21 protein-coding genes and 3 pseudogenes are annotated in these 24387 nt (G+C 71.1%); 14 read left to right on the forward strand and 10 right to left on the reverse strand.

Going from position 1 to position 24387, the window contains the following annotated elements; translation table 11 throughout:
* Positions 1-44: 44 nt before the first annotated feature.
* From AAFF41_RS33550 to AAFF41_RS33565, 4 genes are read left to right on the forward strand one after another with little or no spacing between them, the layout of a single operon-like run.
* Positions 45-1118: a thiamine ABC transporter substrate-binding protein gene (locus AAFF41_RS33550; protein WP_319747427.1), complete on the forward strand. Its 1074-nt coding sequence runs from the start codon at positions 45-47 to the stop codon at positions 1116-1118.
* Between the two features lie 35 nt (positions 1119-1153).
* On the forward strand, positions 1154-2806 hold the full coding sequence (locus tag AAFF41_RS33555) for an ABC transporter permease (protein WP_343325111.1): 1653 nt from the start codon (positions 1154-1156) through the stop codon (positions 2804-2806).
* Entirely contained in the window at positions 2806-3978 is a 1173-nt protein-coding gene (locus tag AAFF41_RS33560; RefSeq protein ID WP_319747245.1) for an ABC transporter ATP-binding protein, read from the forward strand. The genes AAFF41_RS33555 and AAFF41_RS33560 overlap by 1 nt, the downstream gene beginning before the upstream one ends.
* A gap of 10 nt (positions 3979-3988) precedes the next feature.
* A complete protein-coding gene (locus tag AAFF41_RS33565; protein WP_343325112.1) occupies positions 3989-4789 on the forward strand; it encodes a maleylpyruvate isomerase family mycothiol-dependent enzyme in 801 nt (266 codons plus the stop codon).
* 82 nt (positions 4790-4871) lie between these two features.
* Here the strand turns inward: AAFF41_RS33565 and AAFF41_RS33570 are convergent, their stop codons facing one another.
* From AAFF41_RS33570 to AAFF41_RS33600, 7 genes and pseudogenes are all read right to left on the reverse strand, one after another.
* On the reverse strand, positions 4872-5537 hold the full coding sequence (locus tag AAFF41_RS33570; RefSeq protein ID WP_319747250.1) for an LAETG motif-containing sortase-dependent surface protein: 666 nt from the start codon (positions 5535-5537) through the stop codon (positions 4872-4874).
* A 179-nt stretch (positions 5538-5716) separates the two neighbouring features.
* Entirely contained in the window at positions 5717-6832 is a 1116-nt protein-coding gene (locus tag AAFF41_RS33575; RefSeq protein ID WP_319747252.1) for an LOG family protein, read from the reverse strand.
* 136 nt (positions 6833-6968) lie between these two features.
* On the reverse strand, positions 6969-7376 hold the full coding sequence (locus AAFF41_RS33580; protein ID WP_075031245.1) for a VOC family protein: 408 nt from the start codon (positions 7374-7376) through the stop codon (positions 6969-6971).
* Positions 7377-7551: 175 nt separating this feature from the next.
* Positions 7552-8798 (reverse strand): annotated as a pseudogene (locus AAFF41_RS33585) (hypothetical protein).
* A complete protein-coding gene (locus AAFF41_RS33590) occupies positions 8780-9517 on the reverse strand; it encodes an ABC transporter ATP-binding protein (protein WP_168496091.1) in 738 nt (245 codons plus the stop codon). The pseudogene AAFF41_RS33585 and the gene AAFF41_RS33590 overlap by 19 nt, the downstream one beginning before the upstream one ends.
* A gap of 190 nt (positions 9518-9707) precedes the next feature.
* Entirely contained in the window at positions 9708-11090 is a 1383-nt protein-coding gene (locus tag AAFF41_RS33595; protein ID WP_319747256.1) for an aspartate aminotransferase family protein, read from the reverse strand.
* Positions 11075-11593 carry an Lrp/AsnC family transcriptional regulator gene (locus tag AAFF41_RS33600; protein WP_054235338.1) on the reverse strand — a complete coding sequence of 173 codons (519 nt, stop codon included), beginning with the start codon at positions 11591-11593 and terminating at the stop codon, positions 11075-11077. The genes AAFF41_RS33595 and AAFF41_RS33600 overlap by 16 nt, the downstream gene beginning before the upstream one ends.
* 165 nt (positions 11594-11758) lie before the next feature.
* On the opposite strand from AAFF41_RS33600, the gene AAFF41_RS33605 reads away from it, so the two are divergent.
* From AAFF41_RS33605 to AAFF41_RS33640, 8 genes and pseudogenes are all read left to right on the forward strand, one after another.
* Positions 11759-13198 carry a gamma-aminobutyraldehyde dehydrogenase gene (locus AAFF41_RS33605; RefSeq protein WP_054235337.1) on the forward strand — a complete coding sequence of 480 codons (1440 nt, stop codon included), beginning with the start codon at positions 11759-11761 and terminating at the stop codon, positions 13196-13198.
* A gap of 334 nt (positions 13199-13532) precedes the next feature.
* A pseudogene (locus AAFF41_RS51720) lies at positions 13533-13724 on the forward strand (sensor histidine kinase); the annotation flags it as partial.
* Between the two features lie 169 nt (positions 13725-13893).
* Positions 13894-15084, forward strand: coding sequence for an ABC transporter substrate-binding protein (locus AAFF41_RS33615; RefSeq protein WP_343325113.1), 1191 nt, complete (start codon positions 13894-13896; stop codon positions 15082-15084).
* A 112-nt stretch (positions 15085-15196) separates the two neighbouring features.
* A complete protein-coding gene (locus tag AAFF41_RS33620) occupies positions 15197-15616 on the forward strand; it encodes a sortase-dependent protein (protein ID WP_319747260.1) in 420 nt (139 codons plus the stop codon).
* Positions 15613-16224, forward strand: a complete 612-nt coding sequence (locus tag AAFF41_RS33625; RefSeq protein ID WP_343325115.1) for a class F sortase — start codon at positions 15613-15615, stop codon at positions 16222-16224. Before AAFF41_RS33620 ends, AAFF41_RS33625 begins: the two co-directional genes overlap by 4 nt.
* 94 nt (positions 16225-16318) lie before the next feature.
* The gene (locus tag AAFF41_RS33630) at positions 16319-16810 is read left to right on the forward strand and encodes an RNA polymerase sigma factor (protein WP_266629138.1); all 492 of its coding nucleotides are present in this window, start codon (positions 16319-16321) and stop codon (positions 16808-16810) included.
* Entirely contained in the window at positions 16794-17300 is a 507-nt protein-coding gene (locus tag AAFF41_RS33635; protein ID WP_343325116.1) for a hypothetical protein, read from the forward strand. The genes AAFF41_RS33630 and AAFF41_RS33635 overlap by 17 nt, the downstream gene beginning before the upstream one ends.
* Before the next feature lie 64 nt (positions 17301-17364).
* Positions 17365-17946, forward strand: coding sequence for a PadR family transcriptional regulator (locus AAFF41_RS33640; RefSeq protein ID WP_319747264.1), 582 nt, complete (start codon positions 17365-17367; stop codon positions 17944-17946).
* A gap of 34 nt (positions 17947-17980) precedes the next feature.
* On the opposite strand, the gene AAFF41_RS33645 is transcribed toward AAFF41_RS33640, so the two are convergent.
* Both AAFF41_RS33645 and AAFF41_RS33650 read right to left on the reverse strand, forming a co-directional pair.
* Entirely contained in the window at positions 17981-18979 is a 999-nt protein-coding gene (locus tag AAFF41_RS33645; RefSeq protein ID WP_319747266.1) for an Lrp/AsnC family transcriptional regulator, read from the reverse strand.
* Between the two features lie 152 nt (positions 18980-19131).
* Positions 19132-20751, reverse strand: a complete 1620-nt coding sequence (locus AAFF41_RS33650; RefSeq protein ID WP_319747268.1) for an MFS transporter — start codon at positions 20749-20751, stop codon at positions 19132-19134.
* A gap of 208 nt (positions 20752-20959) precedes the next feature.
* Here AAFF41_RS33650 and AAFF41_RS33655 point away from each other — a divergent pair, with 208 nt between their 5' ends.
* A complete protein-coding gene (locus tag AAFF41_RS33655; RefSeq protein ID WP_343325117.1) occupies positions 20960-21904 on the forward strand; it encodes a class I SAM-dependent methyltransferase in 945 nt (314 codons plus the stop codon).
* On the opposite strand, the pseudogene AAFF41_RS33660 reads toward AAFF41_RS33655, so the two are convergent.
* Positions 21894-22286: pseudogene (locus tag AAFF41_RS33660) on the reverse strand (serine hydrolase); the annotation flags it as partial. The gene AAFF41_RS33655 and the pseudogene AAFF41_RS33660 overlap by 11 nt on opposite strands.
* 356 nt (positions 22287-22642) lie before the next feature.
* On the opposite strand from AAFF41_RS33660, the gene AAFF41_RS33665 reads away from it, so the two are divergent.
* On the forward strand, positions 22643-24346 hold the full coding sequence (locus AAFF41_RS33665) for an RNA polymerase sigma factor (RefSeq protein WP_343326390.1): 1704 nt from the start codon (positions 22643-22645) through the stop codon (positions 24344-24346).
* The last annotated feature ends 41 nt before the right edge of the window (positions 24347-24387 follow it).

The following is a 24387-nucleotide window of genomic DNA, read 5'->3' on the forward strand; positions in this document are numbered from 1 at the left end:
GCAGGGCCGCGTCTCTTCCTGGTCACCCCAGGAGGAATTCAGTGATCACCAAGAGGACGACCACGGCCGTCGCCATCGGACTGGGCCTCGTCACGCTGTCCGCGTGCGGGTCCTCCGACAGCGCCGGTGCCGGGGACTCCAAGACCGTCACGCTCGTCAGCCACGACTCGTGGGCCGTGTCGAAGAGCGTGCTGGAGGACTTCGAGAAGCAGTCCGGGTACAAGGTCAGGGTCCTCAAGGACGGCGACGCCGGGCAGGCCGTCAACAAGGCCATCCTCACCAAGGACAACCCGCAGGGCGACGTCTTCTTCGGCGTCGACAACACCCTGCTGTCCCGCGCGCTCGACAACGGGCTGTTCCAGTCGTACGAGGCCAAGGGCTCCGACCAGATCGTCCAGCAGTACCGGATCGACCAGGACAGGCACCGGGTCACGCCCATCGACTCCGGTGACATCTGCGTCAACTACGACAAGGCCTACTTCAGCAAGCACAAGCTGGCCCCGCCGGCCTCCTTCGACGACCTGATCAAGCCCGCGTACAAGAACCTCCTCGTCACCGAGAACGCGGCCACGTCCTCGCCCGGCCTCGGCTTCCTGCTCGGGACCGCCGCGAGGTACGGGGACGACGGCTGGCCGGACTACTGGAAGAAGCTCAAGGCCAACGGCGTGAAGGTGGTCGACGGCTGGGAGCAGGCCTACAACGACGAGTTCTCCGGGTCCGCGGGCGGCAAGAAGGCCAAGGCCGACCGGCCGCTGGTCGTCTCGTACGCCTCCTCCCCGCCCGCCGAGGTGATCTACGCGGACCCGAAGCCGAAGACCGCGCCGACCGGGGTCGCGAGCGGCACCTGCTTCCGCCAGGTCGAGTACGCGGGGCTGCTGAGCAACGCGAAGAACACGAAGGGCGGCAAGGCGCTTCTCGACTTCCTCATCGGCGTCAAGTTCCAGGACGACATGCCGCTGAACATGTTCGTGTACCCGGTCCGCACGGCCGCCCACGTGCCCGAGGAGTTCGTGAAGTTCGGCCCGCAGGCCAAGGACCCCGAGACCCTGGCGCCCGCCAAGATCGCCGACAACCGTGACCAGTGGGTCAAGTCGTGGACCTCGCTCGTACTGAAGTAGCGCCTCGAAGGAGCCGCAAGGAGAGCGCGACGCGGATGGGGCTGATGGCCCTGCCCGTCGCGTTCTTCGCCGTCTTCTTCGCCTATCCCGTCACCGCGATCGTCACCCGTGGCCTCAAGATCGACGGGGCCTGGCGGTTCGGACGGATCGGTGAGGTGCTCGCTCAGTCCGACATCCGGCACGTCCTGTGGTTCACCACCTGGCAGGCGCTCGCCTCCACGGCGCTCACGCTACTGATCGCACTCCCCGGCGCGTATGTCTTCGCGCGCTTCGACTTCAGGGGCAAGCAGGTGCTGCGGGCGGTGGTGACCGTCCCGTTCGTACTGCCGACGGTCGTGGTCGGTACGGCGTTCCTGGCCCTGGTGGGCCGGGGCGGACTCCTCGACCAGCTGTGGGGCGTACGGCTGGACACCACCGTCTGGGCGATTCTGCTCGCGCACGTCTTCTTCAACTACGCGGTGGTCGTACGGACCGTCGGCGGGCTCTGGTCGCAGCTCGACCCGCGTCAGGAGGAGGCCGCGCGGATGCTGGGTGCCTCGCGGTTCGCGGCCTGGCGCAAGGTGACGCTGCCGGCGCTGAGCCCGGCCGTGGCCGCCGCCGCGCTGATGGTCTTCCTGTTCACCTTCACCTCGTTCGGTGTGGTGCAGATCCTCGGCGGGCCGACCTTCTCCACCCTCGAGGTCGAGATCTACCGGCAGACCTCGGAGATCTTCGACCTCGCGACCGCGGCGGTGCTGACGATCGTCCAGTTCGTGGCGGTCGGCGCGATCCTCGCCGTGCACGCCTGGACCGTACGCCGCCGGGAGACCGCCCTGCGCCTGGTGGCCCCGGAGGTGACCGTACGCAGGCCGCGCGGCGCCGGCCAGTGGGCGCTGCTGGGCGGGGTCCTGGCGAGCATCCTCGTTCTTCTCGTCCTGCCGCTCGGGGTACTGGTCCAGCGGTCCCTGGACGCACCCGGCGGCTACGGATTCGCGTACTACAGGGCGTTGACCTCGGCCGACAGCGGCATCTTCCTGGTGGCGCCGATCGCGGCGATCGGCAACTCGCTGGAGTACGCGCTGGCCGCCACCGCCATCGCCGTCGTGATCGGCGGTCTGGCGGCCGCCGCGCTCACCCTCCCCCAGTCTCGGCTTCGCCCGACCGGGGGGACCTCCATGACCGGGCGTCTCGTACGGGGTTTCGACGCGCTGCTGATGCTGCCGCTCGGCGTGTCCGCCGTGACCGTCGGGTTCGGCTTCCTGATCGCGCTCGACGAACCGCCGCTGGACCTGCGCTCCTCCTGGATCCTGGTGCCGCTCGCGCAGGCTCTGGTGGGCGTCCCCTTCGTCGTACGCACCATGCTGCCGGTGCTGCGGGCGGTGGACGGACGGCTCCGGGAGGCGGCCGCCGTCCTGGGAGCCTCGCCCTGGCGGGTGTGGCGGGAGGTCGATCTGCCGATGGTGCGGCGGGCGCTGCTGATCGCGGCGGGGTTCGCCTTCGCCGTGTCGCTGGGCGAGTTCGGGGCGACGGTCTTCATCGCGCGGCCCGACAACCCGACCCTGCCGGTCGCCGTGGCCCGGCTGCTCGGGCGCGCGGGTGACCTCAACTACGGCCAGGCGATGGCCCTTTCGACGATCTTGATGGTGGTGTGCGCGGCGGCCCTGCTGCTGTTGGAACGCATCCGCACCGACCGGACGGGGGAGTTCTGATGGCGCGATTCGCGAAGCAGGCGACGCAGGCGACGGAGGAGACGGAGGAGACGGAGGAGGGGACGACGGAGCATCACCGCACCCGGACCCGTACCTGGACCGAGACCCAGACCCAGACCCGGACCCGGACGCACGACGCCCTGCTGAGGGTCGAGGCCGCGACCGTACGCTTCGGCGGCCGGCCGGTGCTCGACGCCGTCGGCCTCGACGTCGCCGAGCACGAGATCGTGTGTGTGCTCGGACCGAGCGGCAGCGGCAAGTCCACGCTGCTGCGGGCGGTGGCCGGACTGCAGTCGCTCGACACGGGCCGCGTGCTACTGGCGGGACGCGACCAGGCCGGGGTACCCGCGCACAAGCGGGGTGTCGGGCTGATGTTCCAGGACCACCAGCTCTTCCCGCAGCGGGACGTGGGCGGCAATGTCGCCTTCGGGCTGCGGATGCATGGCGCGTCGAAGCGGCAACAGGGCGCACGCGTCGAGGAGTTGCTGGAGCTGGTGGGGCTGCCCGGAGCCCGGGCACGCGCCGTCGCCGCCCTCTCCGGCGGTGAGCAGCAGCGGGTCGCGCTGGCCCGTGCGCTCGCCCCGCGCCCCCGGCTGCTGATGCTCGACGAGCCGCTCGGCCAGCTGGACCGTTCGCTGCGGGAACGGCTGGTCGTCGAACTCCGGCAGCTCTTCGGCGAGTTGGGCACGACGGTGCTCGCCGTCACCCACGACCAGGGCGAGGCCTTCGCGCTCGCCGACCGGGTCGTGGTGATGCGCGAGGGACGGATCGCCCAGTCCGGCACGCCACTTGAGGTCTGGCAGTACCCGGCGGACGAGTTCGTGGCCCGTTTCCTCGGCTTCGACAACGTGGTCGCGGCGACGGTGCGCGATCGGCTCGCGGACACCCCGTGGGGGAAGGTCCCGGTGCCGCAGGGCACCGCGCAGGGCCCCGGCACGCTTCTCGTACGGCCCGCTGGGGTGCGGCTGGTCGACCCCGCGGACGGGCTGCGCTGCACCGTCGCCGCACGCACCTTCCGGGGCACCCACGTCGCCGTACAGCTGAAGCCGGAAGGCGCGCCGCTCATCGAGGCGGCGTGCGCGCTGCGGGAGGCGCCCGCCCCCGGTGACGAGGTCGGCGTGGCGTTCGAGGCAGCCGAAATCGTGGTGCTCGGGGAGCCGTCGGCGCCATAGGGTGCGGATCATGACGCTACTCGCACATGACCGCTACTGCGACGCGATCGAGCTGGAGGTGCGGCGGCTGAGGGACGTGGTGACGTCCGGGGCCGACCTGTCCGCGACCGTGCCGACCTGCCCGGACTGGTCGCTGGAGCGGCTCGTGCGGCACACGGGCGGGGCGCTGCGCTGGGTCGAGCTCATCGTCCGCACGAAGGCGCAGGAGAACGTCCGCGACGAGCAGGTGCCGCTCCTTGAGGGACCCGCCGCCGAGGGCGACCCCGCCGCGCTGGACGCCTGGCTCGCCGAGACCGGCGAGATGCTCGTCGCCGCGCTGCGCGAGGCGGGGCCCGACACCGAGGTGTGGGCCTGGGCCGGGGACCTCAGCTCCGGCTTCTGGGCCCGCCGGATGACGCACGAGCTGGTGATCCACCGAGCCGACGCGACGCTGGCGGCCGGGCTGCCGTACGAGGTGGCGCCCGATGTGGCCGCGGACGCGATCGACGAGTGGCTGGGGATCATCGAGTTCGTGCAGCGGACGCGGCCGCACGACGCCGCCGCGGCCGAACTGCGCGGCCCGGGCCGCAGCATCCACCTGCATGCCACCGACACCCCGCCCGAACTCGACGCCGAGTGGGTCGTCGAACTCACCGAGGAGGGTGTCGTCTGGCGCCGGGACCACGAGAAGGCGACCGTTGCGCTGCGCGGCCCGCTCACCGACATCCTGCTCGCCTTCTACCGCCGACTGCCGCTGGACGACGGGCGGTTGGAGGTGCTGGGGGAGCGGGAGCTGCTGGACTTCTGGCTGGAGCGGGCGACCTTCGGCTAGCCGGCGTCCCCCGACAGGCGTGTGGCCCGCCCCCTTCGAGAGGGACGGGCCACACGCTTCACGCGGACGTACGGTGTGCGGTTCAGCTCGACTTCGAGGCGCCGCGGCGACGCATGCCGAAGAACACGGCTCCGCCGCCGACCACCACGAGGGCACCGGCGATACCGGCGATCATCGGGGTGTTGGAGTTCGCACCGGTCTCGGCGAGGTTGGAGCTACCGGCCGCGGGGGACGGGGCGTTGTCGCCCGGCGTCGCGGGCGCGGCGCTGCTCTCCGACTCCGACGGGTTCGCGGAAGGCGTCCCCGAGGAGGCGGGCGAGGAGGGGGTCTCGGAGGGCTTCGGAGTCCCCGAGGCCGAGGGCGACGGCGACCCGGAGGTCTTGCACGCCGTGGACGGCGTGGTCAGCTGCGGCGCGATGTCCTTGTCGAAGATGTTCCCGGCCTTGATGCGCACGCGGTACGTGGCGTTGGCGGCCCAGTCCTCGGAGAAGGTGACGATGGCACCCTTCTTGGTGCCCTTGACCGTCTCGGAGCCCACCATGCGGGCGTCCGCTCCGTTGGACTCCAGGTACACGCTGACCGTGGCCTCGACGCCCGAGGCGTCGGTGTCGGTCACGGTGATGATGCCCTTCCCGTTGTCGTCGCAGGAGGCGACGGCCGAGAAGTCACGAAGGGTGCAGGCAAGGGCGTTGCCGGCGACGCCGAGCGCGAGCGCGGCCGTGGCGGAGGCAACACCGAGGATTCGCACGGAACGTGCGGTACGGCGAGATATGGACACGATTGCCCTTCACAGAATGCGCAACTGCGGGGGGTTTAAGGGGGGTTCTGCTGTGTCAACAGGGCCCCCTCGGGCCTCACAGGTTTATAAGTGCCACCTAAGGGCTGTCAATGCATATGCCCAGCCGTGTCACCGGCTTTGCCTTGTCATTAACCGCCGAGGCGTTTGAGCGCCTCCGGGGCCTCCTCGATCCGGTCCACCAGTGCGATCCGGGACGCCATCGACCGTTCGTGGGCAAGGGATTGGAGAAGGGGCCAAGTGGGGTGCTTCTCGGTCCAATGCGCATGGTTCACGAGAACCATGGGGGTGGGCTCACCGCGCGACTCGTAGTAGTTCGGGGTCGCGTTGTCGAAGATCTCCTGTACGGTCCCGGCGGCGCCCGGCAGGAAGACGACACCCGCGTTCGAACGGGCCAACAGACCGTCCTCCCGGGTCGCGTTGGCGAAGTACTTGGCGATGTGGGCGGCGAAGGCGTTCGGCGGCTCGTGGCCGTAGAACCAGGTCGGGATGCCGACGGAGGGGCCGCCGTCCGGCCAGCGCTCGCGCACGGCGAAGGCGGCGCGCGCCCAGTCGCCGATGGAGGGGGTGAACGACGGTGCCTCGGCGAGGAGCCGGAGCGCCTCGGTGAGCATCTCGTCGTCGAACGGGGCGGCGTACGCGCCGAGGTTCGCCGCCTCCATCGCGCCGGGGCCGCCGCCGGTGGCGACCGTGAGTCCGGCACGCGCCAGTTCGCGCCCCAGGCGGGCGGCGCCCTCGTACGCCTCCGTGCCGCGTGCCATCGCGTGACCGCCCATCACGCCCACCACTCGGGTGCCGACGAGGAGTTCGTCGAGTGCGTCCGACACCGAGTCGTCGTGGATCGCGCGCAGCATCGACGCGTACACGTCGCCGTCGGCCTTGGTCTGCCGGAACCAGGCGTACGCGCGGGCGTCCGGGGTCGCCTCGTAGCCGTCGTCGAGCGACGCGAAGAGCTCGTCCGGGGAGTAGAGCAGCCCTCGGTAGGGGTCGAAGGGCAGTCCGGGTATGGGCGGGAAGACGAGCGCGCCGGTGACCCGTACCCGTGCCGCCGCCTCGGATTCCATCGGGCAGCCGAGGAAGACGGCACCCGTGGTGTCCACGGCGAGCAGGTTGTCCGTACGGTCCGTCAGATCCACGGCCTGGACGCGGAATCGGGCCAGCGAGCCGTGCTCCGAGACGACCTTGTCGAACTCGGCGAGGGACTCGATCTCGCGGTCATGGGCGGCGTGAAGGGGAGTTGGCTGCACGCGGCCATGCTAGGGGTGTGTCCTTCGGCGGCGGGCGGCGGGCGGCGGTCTCCTGCTCCGGAGAAGGGCTGTCGCTCCGGAGTGGGGCTCCCCCCTTTGAGGGGGACACGCACGTAGGTCCCCCCCCCGGGGGTGCTCAGCTCTGGACCGCGGCCGGGTCCATCCACATGACCTCCCACGTGTGGCCGTCCAGGTCGTCGAAGGTGCGGCCGTACATGAAGCCGTGGTCCTGGGCCTCCCGAGTCCCCGAGCCGCCCGCCGCGAGGGCCTTGTCGCAGAGCTCGTCGACCTTCTCGCGGCTCTCGGCGCTCAGACACAGCAGCACCTCGCTGGTCTTCGTCGGGTCCGCGATCTCCTTCTTCGTGAAGTCCGCGTAGCGCTGCTTGCTCAGCAGCATCGCGATGATCGTGTCGCTGATGACGACACAGGCGCAGTCGTCCGTCGTGAACTGCGGGTTGATCGTGTAGCCGAGCTCGGTGAAGAACTTCTTCGAGGTGTCGACGTCGTTCACGGCGAGGTTCACGAAGATCATCTGCTGGTACATGAGGGGTCTCTCCCGGTGAGGGTGCAGTGATGTGGTGCCGTTCGCAGAGGTAGACCGCCACTCCGCGCGGAACTCATCGCCCGGCGGGAAGAAACAGGAAAGAAAAGAAGCGGGAAGGAAGCAAGGAGAAGCAAGGAGAAGCAAGGAGAAGCGAGGAGGAAGCGGGTACGCGTGCTCAGCGCACCAGCGGCACCGCCGCCAGTTCCGCGACCACCCAGGTCAGCGGGCCGAACGCGGCGAGCAGCGCGCCCGCGCGGAGCAGCGCGGCGCCTCGCAGCACCGTGGTCGGTGCCCCCATGCGCAGCAGCGCCGCCGTGGTGTCGGCGCGCGCGTGCTTGGCCTCGACCGCCGCCGTCAGCAGGGTCGCGACGGTGCACCCGGCCACGAGCAGCGCCCCGAGCGTGCTGAGCGGACCGAACGAGGGCCGCGCCCCCGAGTACACGGTCGCCACGGCGTACGCGCCGGACGCGACCGCGCACACCACGCCGAGCGGGCGCCCGATGCGCCGGGCCTCCTCCTGCAGGACGCGCCCGGCGAGCAGCCGCAGCACGCCGGGGCGTACGGCCTGGAGCAGCCGCCCGCACAGGTGCGTGATCGCGGGGGCGGCCAGCATCAGCCCGAGCGCGGTCAGGGACCAGCCGCCGAACACCCGGGCGGGGCCGCCCGTGAAACGGCCCGGCAGCACAAGGCCGGGTCCCGAACGGCTCGCGTACGCCTCCACGGCAAGGCCCGCCGCGAGGACGGCGGTGCCCCAGGGCAGTCCCCCGGGGTGGGCAGCGGAGGGGCGGGTTGCTGCGGATCCAGCGGGCGCCCCGCCTGGTCGGCGTACGGGCCGGACTCGGCGCGCCTACCCGACCGCTCACGGGGGGAGTCCCCGTCGGCGCCCGGCCGTCGGGGGCGGCTCGGCCGGGCGCCCCGCGGTCGCAGCGCCACCGCGCTCGCCGCGGAGGCGGCCAGCGGGACCAGGAGCAGCAGTGTCAGGGCCGCGGGCAGGGGCAGCGGGTGGTCGGAGGCGAGGAAGGCCGCCGGGTCGCCGTCGAAGGGCCTGCCGGGGAGATCGCCGCGCAGGTGCAGGAAGACGAGCAGCGCGAGCACCGAGCCGAGCGTGGTCGACAGGGCGGTGGTGACCGCCGAGATCGCCATCAGCTGGCCGGGGCCGAGTCCGACCGCCGAGAGCCCGGGGCGCGGCCGGGTCCCCGGGTCCGTACGGGCGACCGCGACCGCGAAGTACACGGTGGCGGCGGCGGGCGCGAGGCACCACAGGAGCCGGAGCAGCGCGCCGGCCGAGGGATCCGGGTGTGCCAGCGCGAACCCCAGCGTGCACAGCAGCAGGAAGCCGGTGCCCGCCGAGGCGGCGGCGACCAGGAGTCTGCGCAGCTGGACGAGGGAGTGGGCCCCGCGGGCTAGACGGAGAGCGAGCACGCGGCCCGGCCTTCCGCCTCGACGACCGGGGGCAGGTGGAGGGTGTTCACGCGCCGTCCGTCGAGCAGCGACACGGTGCGGTCGGCGAGGGCCGCGGTGTCCGCGTAGTGCGTGGCGAGGACGACCGTGATGCCGTGGGAGCGGGCCGCCGAGGTGAGGGTGCGCAGGACGTGGGCGCCGTCGGCGCGGTGCAGCGGGGCGGACGGTTCGTCGGCGAAGAGCACCTTGGGGGAGAGGGCGAGCGCCCGGGCGATGGCGACGCGCTGCCGCTCGGTCTGGAGCAGGGCGTGCGGGCGTTTGCGGGCGCAGTCGCGGATGTCGAGGCGTTCCAGCCACTCGAGGGCGGCGGTCTTGGCGGCCCGGCGGCCACAGCCGCGCAGCATCAGGGGCAGCGCCGCGTTCTCCCAGGCGTTCAGTTCCGGTACGAGGACCGGCGTGGGGTCGATCCAGCCGAAGCGGTCGCGCCGCAGCCGTTCGCGGGTGACGGGGTCCATGGTGTGCACCGGTGTGCTGTTGAACCAGACCTCGCCCTGCTGGGGCAGCAGCTGCCCCGACAGACACCGGAGCAGGGTCGTCTTGCCGCTGCCGCGCGGGCCGCCGACGGCGAGGATCTCGCCGTCGCGGATGCCGAGCGAGACACCGCTGAGCGCGGGCGAGCCGTTGTGCTTGACGTGCAGGGCGCGTGCCCAGAGCACGTCGTTGTCCGGCGGGGCCACCATCGCGTACACCTCGGTTCAGATCTGATTTGCGCTGCCGATCCTCCGGACGAGGGAACGAAGGCAGGGCCGATCGGTCACTGGGCACGCTAGGGAGTCGGGGCCGGGAGGCCGGACAGCACGCGGCCCCGGGGCGCCCATTCTCACTCGAACGGGCGCCACCGGGGCCGTTGTTGATCATCCCGGAGGAAGATCAGAGCTTCGTCCACGCCTCCGTCAGTACCTGACGGATGATCCCCTCGATCTCGTCGAAGGTCGACTGGTCGGCGATCAGCGGCGGCGACAGCTGGATGACCGGGTCACCGCGGTCGTCGGCGCGGCAGTAGAGGCCGTACTCGAAGAGCTTCTTGGAGACGAAGCCGTAGAGCACGCGCTCCGACTCCTCGTCCGTGAAGGTCTCCTTGGTGACCTTGTCCTTCACGAGCTCGATGCCGTAGAAGAAGCCGTTGCCGCGGACGTCGCCGACGATCGGCAGGTCGTGCAGCTTCTGCAGGGTCTGCAGGAAGTTGGCCTCGTTGTCCAGCACGTGCTGGTTGAGGCCCTCGCGCTCGAAGATGTCGAGGTTGGTGAGCGCCACGGCCGCGGAGACCGGGTGACCACCGAAGGTGTAGCCGTGCAGGAAGGTGTTGTCGCCCTTGTAGAACGGCTCGGCGATCCGGTCCGAGACGATGGTGGCACCGATCGGGGAGTAGCCCGAGGTCATGCCCTTGGCGCAGGTGATGATGTCCGGGATGTAGTCGAACTTGTCACACGCGAACATCGTGCCGAGGCGGCCGAAGGCGCAGATGACCTCGTCCGAGACGAGCAGCACGTTGTACTGGTCGCAGATCTCGCGCACGCGCTGGAAGTAGCCGGGCGGCGGCGGGAAGCAGCCACCGGCGTTCTGCACCGGCTCCAGGAAGACCGCGGCGACGGTCTCGGGGCCCTCGAAGAGGATCTCCTGCTCGATCTGGTCGGCGGCCCAGCGGCCGAAGGCCTCCGGGTCGTCGCCGTGGATCGGGGCGCGGTAGATGTTGGTGTTCGGCACCTTGTGCGCACCCGGGACGAGCGGCTCGAAGGGGGCCTTCAGGGCCGGCAGGCCGGTGATGGACAGGGCGCCCTGCGGGGTGCCGTGGTAGGCGACCGCACGCGAGATGACCTTGTACTTCGTGTGGTTGCCGGTGAGCTTGTGGTACTGCTTCGCCAGCTTCCACGCGGTCTCGACGGCCTCGCCGCCGCCCGTGGAGAAGAACACCTTGTTCAGGTCGCCCGGGGCGTAGTGCGCGAGGCGCTCGGCGAGTTCGACGGCCTTCGGGTGGGCGTAGGACCAGATCGGGAAGAAGGCCAGCTCCTGCGCCTGCTTGAAGGCGGTCTCGGCCAGCTCCACGCGGCCGTGGCCCGCCTGGACCACGAACAGGCCCGCAAGACCGTCGAGGTAGCGCTTGCCCTTGTCGTCGTAGATGTAGGTGCCCTCACCACGGACGATGGTGGGAACGGGCGCGTTCTCGTACGAGGACATGCGGGTGAAGTGCATCCACAAGTGGTCGTACGCGGTCTTGCTCAGGTCCTGTGTGCTCACGGCTATCGGGTTCCCCACATGTAGGTCTGCTTCTTGAGCTTCAGATAGACGAAGCTCTCGGTGGAGCGCACCCCGGGCAGGGCCCGGATGCGTTTGTTGATGACGTCCAGCAGGTGGTCGTCGTCCTCGCAGACGATCTCGGCGAGGATGTCGAACGAGCCCGCGGTCATCACCACGTACTCGACTTCCGACATGGCTGTCAGCGCGTCCGCCACTGGATCGAGGTCGCCCTCGACATTGACGCCGACCATCGCCTGCCGGCGGAAGCCCACGGTGAGCGGGTCCGTGACGGCGACGATCTGCATCACGCCCTGGTCGAGCAGCTTCTGGACGCGCTGGCGCACGGCCGCCTCCGACAGGCCTACGGCCTTGCCGATCGCGGCGTACGGACGGCGTCCGTCCTGCTGGAGCTGCTCGATGATGGCGAGGGATACGGAGTCCAGCTGGGGACTGCCGTTCCTGGACTCGCGGGTGGAGTCCCTGGGGTCTGCGCTTCGACTGGCCACGAGCTCACTGTGCACGAGGTCTCGACGGTTCCGCAAGGCTGTAGCGATGAAATTCGTTGTTTACGAGGACGTAGCTTGCGGATTTCGCAGTCAAGGGGTGACTAGGGGTGTTGAAAACGTGGGCCCACGGATTAGGGTGGGTGTCTCAGCGATTGGACACCTGAACTTGGAGGGCCGGCAGTGAGCACCGAGCTGCGTCGTCTGCGCAATTACATCGACGGTGAGTTCCGGGACGCCGCCGACGGGCGGACCACCGAGGTCGTCAATCCCGCGACCGGCGAGGCGTACGCGACCGCGCCGCTGTCCGGTCAGGCCGACGTGGACGCCGCCATGGCGGCCGCCGCCGCGGCCTTCCCGGCCTGGCGCGACCAGACCCCCGCCGAGCGCCAGAAGGCCCTCCTGAAGATCGCGGACGCGTTCGAGGAGCGGGCCGAGGAACTGATCGCCGCCGAGGTCGAGAACACCGGCAAGCCGATCGGGCTGACCCGGTCCGAGGAAATCCCGCCCATGGTCGACCAGATCCGCTTCTTCGCGGGCGCGGCGCGGATGCTCGAGGGCCGCTCGGCCGGCGAGTACATGGAGGGGATGACCTCCATCATCCGCCGCGAGCCGATCGGCGTCTGCGCGCAGGTCGCGCCGTGGAACTACCCGATGATGATGGCGGTGTGGAAGTTCGCCCCGGCGCTCGCGGCCGGCAACACGGTCGTCCTGAAGCCGTCGGACACCACCCCCGCCTCCACCGTCCTGATCGCCGACATCATCGGCGGCATCCTGCCCAAGGGCGTCTTCAACGTCATCTGCGGCGACCGGGAGACCGGCCGCGCGATGGTCGAGCACCCGACCCCGGCGATGGCCTCCATCACCGGCTCCGTCCGCGCGGGCATGTCCGTCGCCGAGTCGGCGTCCAAGGACCTCAAGCGGGTCCACCTGGAGCTGGGCGGCAAGGCCCCGGTCGTCGTCTTCGAGGACACCGACATCGCCAAGGCCGTCGAGGACATCTCGGTCGCGGGCTTCTTCAACGCGGGCCAGGACTGTACGGCCGCCACCCGCGTCCTCGTCCAGGAGTCCATCCACGACGAGTTCGTCGCCGCGCTCGCCAAGGCCGCCGCCGAGACGAAGACCGGTCAGCCGGATGACGAGGACGTGCTCTACGGCCCGCTGAACAACCCGAATCAGCTCAAGCAGGTCGCCGGGTTCATCGAGCGCCTGCCCGCGCACGCCAAGGTCGAGGCGGGCGGCCAGCAGGTCGGCGACAAGGGCTACTTCTACGCCGCGACCGTCGTCTCCGGCCTCAAGCAGGACGACGAGATCATCCAGAACGAGGTCTTCGGGCCGGTCATCACCGTCCAGTCCTTCACGGACGAGGCCCAGGCCATCGAGTGGGCCAACGGCGTCGACTACGCCCTGGCCTCCTCGGTCTGGACGAAGGACCACGGCCGCGCGATGCGTCTGTCGAAGTCCCTCGACTTCGGCTGCGTGTGGATCAACACCCACATCCCGCTGGTCGCCGAGATGCCGCACGGCGGCTTCAAGAAGTCCGGCTACGGCAAGGACCTGTCGGCGTACGGCTTCGACGACTACACGCGGATCAAGCACGTGATGACGTCGCTGGACGCGTAGTGCGTACGGTGTGAACCGCGCGGCCCCGGACGGGAGTTGATCCGTCCGGGGCCGCGGTGTCCCCCTCGTGGGACTCGGACGTGCCTGATACCGCTGGTCGTGAGTGACGGAAGGCCCGGTTCACGGGGGGGCGGGCTCGATGTGCAGGGACATACCAGGGCCCGGGCCCGCGCCCCCTTGCCCGGCTCGGGCACCGGCGGCAGGCCGGAGGGGTCCGGGAAGGTGATGCCGGCCTTCTTCAGGATCGGCGCGCAGGTGTCCAGGGCCCGCCTGTAGGCATCCGGCGTGGGGTCGAACGCCTTGCCGGTCACCTTCACGTCCCGTCGTGCGTGTCGTGCTCGGGGATCCGCAGCTCATGGGGCGTCTGGTGGCCAACCTCGTCGACAACGCCGTACGCCACAACCACCGGGACGGGGCGGGGAGTTGGATCCGGCTGCGGACCGGACTGGACGGCGGGCGACCGGTCCTGCGGATAGCCAACAGCGGGCGGGTGATCCCGCCGGACCGGGTGACCGAGTTGTTCCAGCCGTCGCCGGCTCGGCGTCGAACGTGTACGGGGGTGCGACGGTCCCGGTCCCGTCCTGCCCGAGGTGACCGCCCGGAAATGAGGCGATCGACACGGTGTCGGGCCGGCGCGCGACCGCTCGACGCAGCGTCCATTGTTCGCGCCGAGTCGCAGCAGGCATGCTGCCGGGGTGCCAGAGATTCGGAAGACCTCGCCGCTGTCCCGCCGGTCCCTGCTGCGCTCCTTGGGCGGGGGTACGGCGCTCGGGGCGCTCGCGGGCTGCGGGGTGCCCGCCGCGTACGTGTCACCCGGCGACCGCGCCGGAGCCGACCTCTCGGCCCGCGACAAGAAGCTGACCTGGGCGAACTGGCCGCTCTACATAGACACCGACGACAAGGACCACACGAAGCGGCCCACGCTGGACGCGTTCCGCGAGCGCACCGGGATCTCCGTCGACTACATCGAGGAGATCAACGACAACGACGAGTTCTTCGGCAAGATCAGCCCGTCCCTGATGAACCACCAGCAGACCGGCCGCGACCTGATCGTCATCAGCGACTGGATGTGCGCGCGCTTCGTCCGGCTCGGCTGGGTGCAGGAGATGGACCGCGCGGGGCAGCCGAACGTCGCCAAGTACCTCGACCCGCTGCTGAGTCGGCCCGCGTTCGACCCGGGCCGCAAGTCCACCGTGCCGTGGCAGTCCGGTATCACCGGCATCGCGTACAACCGCCACAAGCTCGGCCGCGAGATCAACCACGTCTCGGACCTGTGGGCCCCCGACCTCAAGGGCAGGGTCACCCTGCTCTCCGGCCTCGACGAGGCGTTCGCGCTGCTCATGCAGGGCAACGGCGTCGACATCACCCGGTGGAAGGCCGACGACTTCCACAAGATCTGCGACCAGGTCGAGAAGTACGTGCACAGCGGCCAGATCCGCCGCTTCACGGGCAACGACTACACCAAGGACCTGGTCAGCGGTGACGTACTGGCCTGTCAGGCCTACTCGGGCGACGTGATCCAGCTTCAGGCGGACAACCCGGACATCCGCTTCGTCGTCCCCGAGGAGGGCGCCGAGCTGTGGTCCGACTCGCTGATGATCCCCAACCTGGCCCGTCACAAGGCCAACGCCGAGAAGCTCGTCGACTACTACTACGAGCCCGAGGTCGCCGCCGAACTGGCGTCCTGGGTCAACTACGTCTGCCCGGTCCCGGCCGCCCAGCACGTCCTCGCCTCCGCCAAGGACGAGGACACCGCCGCCCTCGCCGAGAACCCGCTGATCTTCCCCGACGCCACCATGCGCAAGCGGCTGGCGATCGCGCGCGACATCACGTCCACGGAACGCACGGAGTTCGCCAAGCGCTGGAACGCGATCGCGGGACTCTGACGGCTTTGCCATCTCTTTACAACCCGGTCTCCCGCTGCCTCGTCTCTTCGCACGATCCGTAACTCAGCCCGCCGGGTCACCGGGCGGGCGGACCGACGAAAGAGAGCGATTCATGCGCCGAACTGTCCTCAGCACCATGGCACTCGCGTGTACCGCCGTGCTGGCGAGCACGGTGCCCGCCTTCGCCAGTGGGGCGAGCCCGGTCCCGACGGTCCGTCCGACCGCCACCGCCGCCCCGTCCCAGGCGCCGACCGGCAGCGCCACCCCGAGTGCCGCCCCGAGCGCGGTGCCGACCACCCGTCCGGTCTCCGGCACCCCGTCCCCGGTTCCGAGCGTCGGCAGGCCGACCCGGGCGCCGTCCCCGGCGCAGGTCGCCGTCGTGCCGAAGGGAGCGCCCGACACCGGTGTGGCGCCGACGGCGTCGAAGTCCGGAGGCCAGGGCGGCCTGATCGGCGCGGGTGCCGCCGCGGCGTTCGCCATGGGTGGCGCGGCGGTCTTCGTCGTACGTCGCCGGCGGGCGACCGGGGAATGACCTCGCTCTCCAGGCGCGCGTTCGTCACCGCGGTGATGGCCTCGCTGCTCGTGAGCTGCGGCGGCCACGGGACCGACTCGACCGCACCCGAACACCCCGGGAGTACGCCGGTGCCCTCGCGGACCTCCGCGAAGGCCGCGCACGTTCTCGGGCGTTCGGTCCCGGTGGGGTTGCGGATCCCGGCCATCGGGGTCGACACCCCGGTCATGCAACTGGGGCTGGCCGCGGACGGCAGCGTCCAGGTGCCCCCGATCACGGCGCACGACCGGGCGGGCTGGTACCGGAACTCGCCGACGCCGGGTCAGACCGGTCCGTCGGTGATCCTCGGCCATGTCACGGTCGGTTCCTACGGGGACGGGGTCTTCCGCCGTCTCGCACAGTTGCGGAAGGGCGACCGGATCGTGGCGCGCCTGGAGAACGGCAGGACGGCGGAGTTCACGGTCGACGCCGTACGGACGGTCGCCAAGGCCGATTTCCCCTCGGACGAGGTGTACGGAGACGTGGACCGTCCCGAGCTACGGCTCATCACGTGCGGTGGGGCCCGTACCGGTACGGGCTACCTCGACAACGTGATCGTCTTCGCCGCGCTGAGCTCGGCGACGCCCTGACCCGCCGGGTCCGATCCCGGGCCGATGGAACGCACGCCGTCGGCCCGGGCTCTTTCCCACGAGTGCCCGCACGACGTCACGACCATGGAGAGCTTTGAAACGGTCCCGCGAGAAGGCCGCGTCCGAGCTGTTCGCCGCCCTCTATCCGCGCCTCGCCGGTTGGTGCCGCCGTCTCGTCGACGACGACGAGACGGCCCACGAGATCGCCTCGGAGGCGTTCACCCGGCTCTGGGCCCGCTGGACCTCCGTGGCGGAGCCCCGGGGGTTCCTCTACGTCACCGCGGCCAATCTCGTCCGGGACCACTGGCGCAAGCTGGAGCGCGAACGCAGAGCCGTATACCGTGCCACCGCCGAGGCCGCCGTCCGCCCGCACACCGAACAGTCCGACCCGTCCGTACGCCTGCTCGTGCAGTCGCTGCCGGAACGACTGCGCGTCCCGATCCTCCTGCACTACTACGCTGACATGCCGATCCGGGAGGTGTCCGTGCTGACCGGACGCAAGGAAGGAACCATCAAGGCCGACCTCCACGCGGCCCGCGAACTGCTCCGCGCCCACCTGAGGAGAAGTCTTGATCACACACTCTGACGAGGGTCCGGACTTCGAGCCCGACGATCCGCTCGCCGTCATCCTGCGGCCCACCTCCGACTACCTCGGCCCACCGCCCGGACACTACGAGGCGATCCGCCGCGGCGCGGCCCGCCGCCGGCTGCTGCGCACCGCGGTCGGGGTCGGGTCGGTGTGCGCCGTCGCCGCCCTCGTCGCGCTGCCGATCGGCCTGTCGACGTCCCAGGCACCCGTGTCCCCGACGGTCCCGCTCGCCCCGCCCTCCGAGGGCCGTCCTTCGTCCGTGCCCCCCAGTCCGTCGGCGTCCCCCGCGCCCGCCGACCCCAGCCGCACCCCGGAGCATCGGACGACCATTCCCACCCAGGCGCCCCGGACGACCGGCCGCGCCACGACCCGGCCGGCCGTCCCCACCCCGGCACCGTCGTCGACGCCGTCGTCGACACCGTCGTCGACACCGACCACGCCCGTCGCCCAGCCGTCGATCGCGCCGAGCAGCTCTCCCCGCCGCTGACCGGACGACCTTCACTCCGTTGACTAATCAATGGAGTGTGGATACAGGGTGTTAATTTGGGGAAATGGCTCTGCGCAACGCGGTGATGGCCGCGCTTCTGGAGGGCGAGGCGTCCGGATACGACCTCGCGAAGGGGTTCGAGGCCTCGGTCGCCAACTTCTGGATGGCCACCCCTCAGCAGATCTACCGCGAGCTGGAGCGCATGGAGAACGAAGGGCTCGTCTCCGCCCGCGTCGTCCAGCAGGAACGTCGGCCCAACAAGCGGCTCTTCTCGCTCACCGAGGCCGGACTCGACGCGATGCGCGCCTACACGGCCGAAGTCCCCAGCAGGCCGACGGCGATCCGGGACGAGCTGATGGTCAAGGTGAGTTGCGTCGACATCGGAGACGCCGAAGCCGTACGGGCCGGGGTCGTCGAGCGTGTGGAGCGGGCGGGCGTCAAACTGGCCCGCTACCGGCGCGCACAGGAACGCATGCTGGCCGGCCGCAGCGAGGAGGAGTACCTCGTCACCGTCGAACGCGTGGGCCCCTACCTCACCCTGCTCGGCGGCATGGCCCTGGAGGAGGCGAACCTCCAGTGGGGCGAGACGGTCCTCAGGAGGCTCGACCAGCGGGCCGAGGCCCTCGGCGCCACGGCTCGCGGCTGACGCTCCGGGTACCCCGTGCCCGTCCTGGGCGAAGTCAGCGGCCCGGGTCGTAGGCGAGTTGCTTGACCAGGCGCAGGGTCAGGGCGGTCTCGACGGCCTGGACGCCGTCGAGAGCGCCGATCTTCTCGCTCAGATACGTGTACAGCTCCTCGCTGTTGCGGTAGACGGTCGCGGCGACGATGCCGGCCTGGCCGGTGATCGCCGCGGCGAAACGCACCTCGGGATGCGCGGCGAGTGCCCGTCCGACGTCGGCGAGGGCGGCCGGGGCCACGGTGAGCCACAGCATGGCCTCCACCTCGTGACCGAGGGGTTCCTGGTCGAACTGGACGTCGAAGTAGAGCACCCCGGTGGTCCGCATGCGCTCCAGACGCCGTTTGACCACGGACTCCGACTGGCCGGTGGCCGCCTGGAGTTCGGTGAGCGTGGCGCGCCCGTCCCGGACGAGTACGGCCAGCAGCGCCTCGTCGGCCGCCTCCAGCGTGAGGGGGCCGGTGACCGGCTCGACCGGCGGTGGGCGCAGGGCCGCCTGCTGGTCGGGGGTGAGCCCGTTGGCCTTGTTGAGCCAGTCCAGCTGTCCGCCGTAGAACGAGTGCAGCACGCAGTGGGCGCTGACCGAGACGACACGGGGGGTGCGCTGCAACCGGTCGAAGAGCAGTTCGTCCCGGGCCTGCCGGCTGCGCGGCTTCATCGCGCACATCACCTCGGTGCCGCCGGATATCAGCGAGACGTACGAGGTGTCGGGGCGCCGGGCGAGCGCGCCCGCCAGCTGTTCGGCCACGTCCGGGGTGCAGCGCAGCCGGACGATCCAGTTGGTGCGGCCGAGCCGGCTTTCGTCGATCACGCCGAGCACCCGCAGCCGTGCCGTGGTGCGCAACCGCCGCAGCCGCCGGGCGACGGTCTGGTCGGAGACCCCGAGCACCTCCGCGATCCGGGAGAGCGGTGCCCGTCCGTCGATCTGGAGGCACTGGAGCAGTCTCAGGTCGAGTGCGTCGAGCGCGCGGGACGGCATCGGCTCCGCCTCCTCTCGCTCCATGCGGACTCCCGGAGTCAATGATCGAGCATGACGGTGAGGCCCGGGACCAGTGTGGTCCCGGGCCTCGTACGGGCGCCCGTTCCGTCCCCACGAAAGGGCGTCCCCAGGGCCTGTCCGGCGGACCGTGCCGCAGACGCGCCCTGGCGCCGGGGTCAGCCGCGCTGCCCCAGCCGGGGCTCCGCCGCCCCGGTCTCCTGCGGCGCCGCCGGGGCGGCGCCGGATCCGGCCACCGGCCCGGTGGCCGGCTGCCGCGGGCTGCGCAGCAGGACGGCACCGACCGCCGCGGCGACCAGCGTCAGTGCCGCGGCGATGATCAGGCACAGGTGGAGGCCGTCGAGGAAGGCCTCGGACAGGGCGCCCAGGGCACGGCCCCGGTCGGCGCCCAGGTTCATGCCCGCGACCGCGCCCAGGCCGTTCGCGTCCACCACGGAGGTGACGCTCCGTATCGTCGCCGCCGGCAGGCCGACGTCGGTGAGGTGGCCCGGCAGGGTGTGCCCGGCCTTGGTGGACAGCACGGCGCCGAGGACGGCCGGGCCGAGCGCGCCGCCGACCTGCCGGAACGCGCTGTTCCCGGCAGCCGCCATACCGGCCTGGCGGAACGGTACGGAGGCGACGGCCGCGGCCGTCATCGGCGTGATGACGAAGCCCAGGCCGAGGCCCAGCAGGGCCAGCCGCCAGGCCAGCGAACCGAACGACGTACCGGCGTCGACGGACGTCAGCGACAGCAGCGAGGCCGCGGTCACCAGCAGCCCGCCGGTGATCAGGACGCGGGGCGACACCTTGTGCATCAGCCGCCCGGCCGGTGCCCCGACGAGGATGCACATCAGCGTGACCACCAGCATCCGGGCCGCCGCCTCCAGGGTGCTGAGCTGCTGCACCATGCCGAAGTAGAGGCTGAGGGCGAAGAAGAAGCCGATCAGGCCCAGGAAGCTGATCATGGCGACGAGCGTCGTGGCGGTGAAGGCGGGGCTGCGGAAGAGCGTCAGGTCCAGCATCGGGCTGTCACTGCGCCGCTCCGCCAGGACGAACGCGACGGCCGCGACCGCCGCCGCCACCAGGGCCACGATCACCTTCCCGTCGGTGAAGGAGCCGGCGCCGCCCTCGATGACGCCGTAGACCAGCGCGGTGATCGCCACCGCTGCGGTGATCTGGCCGGGCCAGTCCAGACGTCGTGAGCCGGGGGCGCGCGAGTCGGTCACCAGCCGGGCCGCGAAGGCCATCGCGAGGAGCGAGGCGGGGACGGGCAGCAGGTATATCCAGCGCCAGGAGAAGTGCTCCAGGATCAGTCCCGCGATCACCGGGCCGACGGCCAGCGCCGCCATCAGGGCGGTGGCCCACAGCCCGACGAACTTGCCGCGCTCGCGGTGGTCGGGCACGGCGTGGCTGATCAGCGCCAGCGTCGTGGGCAGCAGCGCGGCGGCGCCCAGTCCGGCGAACGCCTGGCCCACCCACAGGACCTCGATCGACCGCGCGCACAGCGCGATGGCCGCCCCCACCGCGCTGAACGCGAGGCCCGCCTGGAAGACCTTCTTGCGGCCGTGGACGTCGCCGAAGACACCGGCGGTCAGGATCAGCGCGGCCATGGGCAGCACGAACGCGTCCGAGACCCACGACAGTTGGGCGGTCGACGCGTTCAGCGCCCGCTGGATGGCCGGCAGGCTCACCGAGACGGTGGTCACCGGCAGATACGCGACGAACACGCCCACGCAGGCCATGACGAGCGTGGCCGCCCGCCGTTCCCGCGGCTCGTGCGCCGTTGTCGTGACGTTCACGGAACTCCCTCTCCCCTGCGGCGCACCGCACCGCGATCGCTCGATACGGCGCTCACCTTCGGGGCCGCCTGCGGGCCGGAGCCAGCCACGGCGGGGGAAACCTGGAAATTCGACATTCCGCACCCGGTTTCCCGGGATTTCCGTGATTGCTCTCAGGAGGTGTGAGGCCACCGACCTGGAGACCCGCGCGGCGGATAGGTTCGCGGGTATGACGACGACATCGCAAGAAGCCTTCCTGCGGGCCTTCCACGCCGAACGGCCGGCGGTGACGACGGACGCGTTCGCCGGTGCCCGCGCCGCGGACGGCCGGTCCAGCTACGAGATCTTGCGCGACCGGGTCGCCGGACACGGGCGGGTACTGGATCTCGGCTGCGGCGACGGCCTGTTGCTCGAACTGCTCGCCCGGACCGAGGGATGCCGGCCGGCCGGGGTGGACCTCTCCCCGGAAGCCCTGGCGCTGGCGCGACGCCGACCGCTGCCCGCGGGGACGACGCTGTCGGAGAGCCGGGCCCAGCACCTTCCCTTCGCCGACGACACCTTCGACGCCTGTGTCTCCCACATGGCGTTGATGCTGATGGGCGAGGTGGAACAGGTGGCCGCGGAAGTGGCCCGGGTGCTGCGCCCCGGCGGCATGCTGGCCTGCGTGATCGGCGGCGGAGCCGTGGGTGGTGAGGCGTACGAGCTGTTCGTCGGGCTGTTGCGGTCCGCGATCGGGACGGCTCCCGTCGAGCAGCGCATCCCCGCTCTCGGGGACCGGAGGACCCGCAGCCGTACGGGGCTCGACAGTGTTCTCGCGCCGGCGGGATTCGCTCCGGTCGACTGGGAGACCGTCCCCATCGACCTGAGCGGACCGGTCGAGCAGGTGTGGGCCGCCCTGGCGGGTGTCTATGACGTCGGCCCCCTCGACGCGGCCACCGTGGAGTCCCTGCGTGTGGACTTCCTCACCGGGGCGAAGAAGCTCACGGCGCCGAACGGGATCGTCCCGTGCGGTATGAACGTGCATCTCGTGACGACGAATCTGACGACGAATCTGACGGCGAATCCGGCAGCGAGTCCGGCAGCGAGTCCCAAGACGCGTCCGACGGTGAACGCGGCAGCGAGTCCGGAAGTGCATCCAGGGGCGCATCCGGTGGCCGGAACCGCTACTGCTTGAGTGCCGCCATCGCGATGCGCCGGGCGACCGGGTTCATCTCCTCGCCCTTCGCGTCCGTGGCGTTGACCGAGTAGACGAGCGTGCGGGAGAGATCGCGGGTGGCCGCCATGACCGTGGTGTATCCGTACCGCCCGCCCGACTTGAGCCAGTAGACCCGCCCGCCGTACTCGAAGCGCTCGAGCCCGGCGCTCATGGTGGCCCCGTCGATGCCCGACGGAACCGTGAACATCTCCTTCAGTTGCGGCTCCGGGACCAGCTCGCCACGGAAGAGGTGGAGGGGCAGCCGCTCCAGGTCCGCCGTCGTGGAGATCATGTCGCCCGCCGCCCAGCGGTCCGCCTGGTTCCACTCGGTGACGTCGACGAACTCCGTCGTGCCGTCGCCCGCTTCCTCCTGGTGTGGACGGGACGGTGAGATCATCCTGCGGTCGCCCACCCGAGGGCGGATCCTCCCCGAGGACGGCCCGCTCCCTGGCGCTGACCCGGATCAACTGCCTTGCTGCGTAAGGGTGGTGTGGGGGATCGCCCTTAGGTGGGGCGTGGTGGAAGTTTCGAAGGCCGGGAAGGGCAAAAAACTGTTATCGCGGAGGGCGGCTCTCCGTCTCCTGTGTGTCAGGACCGACGAACGGCTGTGATCCGCGACATAGCGCGCGGACAGGCTCGCCGGGGTGGGGGATCCTGCACTCCCGCCCGTGTGTGCTCAATGACACGGGCGGTCACCGTGGCATCGGAGGGACGTACGTGGACGGGCGGCAGTGGCGCTCCATCATCGAGGGCGCGCAGGCCGGCGACCGACGCGCCCTCGACGAACTCGTCGCGGGCTGGCTGCCGCTCGTCTACAACATCGTCGGCCGCGCCCTGAACGGGCACGCGGACGTCGACGACGTCGTGCAGGAGACCATGCTGCGCGCCGTCGACAACCTCGGCTCGCTGCGCGACCCGGACAGCTTCCGGTCCTGGCTGGTCGCCATCACGATGCGGCAGATACGGGAGCGCTCGCGCCGCCGGACGGCCGAGCCGCTGGCCGACGGCGCCGGTGAGCAGGCCGCCGACTTCGCCGAACTGACCGTGTTGCGGCTCCAGTTGGAGGGGCAGCGCCGAGAGGTCGCGGAGGCGGTGCGCTGGCTCGACGACGAGGACCGCCAACTGCTCTCGCTGTGGTGGCTGGAGGTCGCGGGCGAACTCACCCGGCGCGAGCTGGCGGCGGCGGTCGGGATCAGCAGGCAGCACGCGGCGGTGCGGGTGCAGCGGATGAAGCAGCGGCTGGAGATCGCGCGGGACATCGTGCGGGCGCTCGACGGCCACCACCCCGGCGCGGGCAACTCGCCCTGCCCCGACCTGCGGTTGGTGACCGCCCGCTGGGACGGGCGGCCCGACTCGGTGTGGCGCAAGCGGCTGGCCCGGCACATCCGGGGCTGCGCGTACTGTTCGGGCGCCCGCGAGGCCGTCGTACCGGCCGAACGCCTCCTCGTCGGGATCACCCTCGTTCCGCTGCCGGTCGGCTTCACGCTGTCGCTCGCGCTCGGCGGCAAGACGGCGGTCGCCGCCACCTCCGTCGGCTGGTCCGCCAAGGTCCTCGGCCTGCTCACCAAGCCCGCCGTCGCCGTCACGGCCGGCGCCACCCTCGCGGCGGGCGGCCTGTACGTCGTCACCCGGGCGCCCGACGGCCCGCCCCCGGTCCTCGCCGCGCCCACGGCGGCGAGCACCGCACGTCCACCGTCGGGACGTACGGGAGCGCCGTCCGCCTCCGCGACCCCCTCACCGTCCCCCTCCGCCTCCCCGTCGCCCTCGCCTTCGAAGACCCGCGTCCAGCTGTACGGCACCGTCGTCGACGCCGTCGACAGCGCGCCCGCCGCGAGCGCGCTCCCGGCCGCGCTGCCCCGGCGCGCCGAGAAGGGCGTCACCGCCACCGGGGCGCCCGCCACCGGCCTCACCCACCGCGGGGAGACGGTCACCCTCAGCGGGCAGGGCTACTTCCGGGTCCGCTGGCAGGTCCTGCCCCAGCAGCGCACCGGCGCCCTGCTCATGCCGACCTGGACCGGGCTGAGCGGCAAGCTCTTCCACGTCGCCTCGGGCGGCGGTCACCGCATGGACGACGTGCAGTCGGGCTCGACGGACGGCACGACCTGGATGGGCGGCCCGTCCGTGGGCTACGCCGTCCTGCCCTCCGGCACCCAACAGATGTGGCAGAACGAGTACTTCTGGATCGACGGCACCGTCACCCTCCATCAGAACGAGGGCCCCGCCGACTACAACCTCTTCGTCCAGCCCTCGACCTGGGACAAGGTGACCGAGGACGTCCGCACCGGTCCCGCCCAGGGAGTGATCCGCTACGGCCTCGTCCGCGACAACGGCGAGGACACCGCCCCGGTGCCGCAGTACCTGACCCGCTCGACCCCCACCGACCCGGCGACGGTGAGCGCGCGCTCGCAGGTCACCTCCTGACCGTGCCGCCCGCGTCTCCCCCTCAGGCCTCGCGCGGCGCG

Origin of the sequence: Streptomyces mirabilis (genome assembly GCF_039503195.1) — a bacterium.
Taxonomy (GTDB): domain Bacteria; phylum Actinomycetota; class Actinomycetes; order Streptomycetales; family Streptomycetaceae; genus Streptomyces; species Streptomyces mirabilis_D.